The organism is Caballeronia temeraria (genome assembly GCF_001544795.2).
In the GTDB taxonomy this organism is placed as follows: Bacteria; Pseudomonadota; Gammaproteobacteria; order Burkholderiales; family Burkholderiaceae; genus Caballeronia; species Caballeronia temeraria.
Genome location: NZ_FCOI02000110.1, coordinates 1 through 1,180 on the forward strand (window position 1 = coordinate 1; position 1,180 = coordinate 1,180).

Consider the following 1,180-nt stretch of genomic DNA (forward strand, 5'->3'; position numbering starts at 1 on the left):
CCCAGCTGTCCACGTGGACAGGTAGCATCAGAGAATCACTCGTCCATTGCTAGGGCGTCCCTGAAGGACCGCATACAATCAACAAACGAGGAAGGAGCATCCGAATGACAGTAACCGTCTATGTGAAGGGCATCGTTGCCGGCTATCCCGAGCTTCCCCCCGCGTTCCGGGATGCACTTGAAAAGATCTTCACTCCGAACGTCAACCGTGTTCACAGCCGTACCCGTGTCAGCAATAAGCCGATATCCGTCGGGAGACAGGAGCCCCGACTGCAAAAGCTTTCCCGTTCGTTTGTTGAGCTTCGCCAGATCGGCTACGCAATACAAACACCGTATGCGCTCAAGGAAAAGCACATAGAAGGTCTGGTGGCACTATGGCACAAGGACGGCCAGTGTCTCGGGACCATCGAGAACAAGTTGACGTACTTCCGCGCGTTCTCGAACTGGATCAATAAGCGGAACCCGGTCAAAAAGATGTCGGAGTACATTGATCCAGCCACGCACGACTTTCGGCGCACGTCTGTGGCGACCGAGGACAAGTCATGGGAAGGCAAGGGCATCGATGCCGTTTCCATTATCGAAGAAATCGCGAAGACCGAGCCCGTGGTCGCGGTGCAAATGAAGCTTCAGGCAGCCTTCGGTCTACGGGTCGAAGAGAGTCTTCTGTTGAGGCCTAAAGATGCAGTCCGTAGAGACGGAAAGCTCAGCGTCGTCCACGGCACAAAGGGCGGTCGCGCGCGCGTGGTGCCGATGGAGTTCAAGACTGATGTCCTACTTGAGGCTGCTCAACACACGAATCGGTCCACTGGCTCGACTATCCCCGACGGCTATACCAAGACTCAGTGGAAGGACCATTTCTATACCGTTCTAAAACGCCACGGTGTGACGAAGTCTGGCTTGGGCGTTACGTGCCACGGCCTGAGGCATCAGTTCTTGCAGCAAATGTTCGAAAGGTATAGGACGCGGTTCTGGTGCAAATAGGTAAACCGGTTGAGAGGTTTCCTATAGGCAGGATACCTTATCGAGCGGACAGGACAGCATTCCATACGGCGGGCGCATCGACACCCTTGAGACCGAGCTTCGAGAGATCGAGCCTGTCCGATTTTTAGTGTGCCGAGGTCATGAGACGATAACGGGAATAACGTCCTATGACCGAAGCAACCGTGACAAAGAAGAACAAG

The 1,180-nt window shown here is 54.6% G+C and carries 1 protein-coding gene; it reads left to right on the top strand.

What is annotated here, in order from left to right:
* The first annotated feature begins 104 nt into the window (after positions 1-104).
* Positions 105-980, top strand: coding sequence for an integrase domain-containing protein (locus tag AWB76_RS38655; RefSeq protein WP_061165333.1), 876 nt, complete (start codon positions 105-107; stop codon positions 978-980).
* The last annotated feature ends 200 nt before the right edge of the window (positions 981-1,180 follow it).

Bases quoted from the DNA above. Each gene is read 5' to 3' on its own strand.
- AWB76_RS38655 (WP_061165333.1), top strand. From the start codon at position 105: ATGACAGTAACCGTCTATGTGAAGGGCATCGTTGCCGGCTATCCCGAG.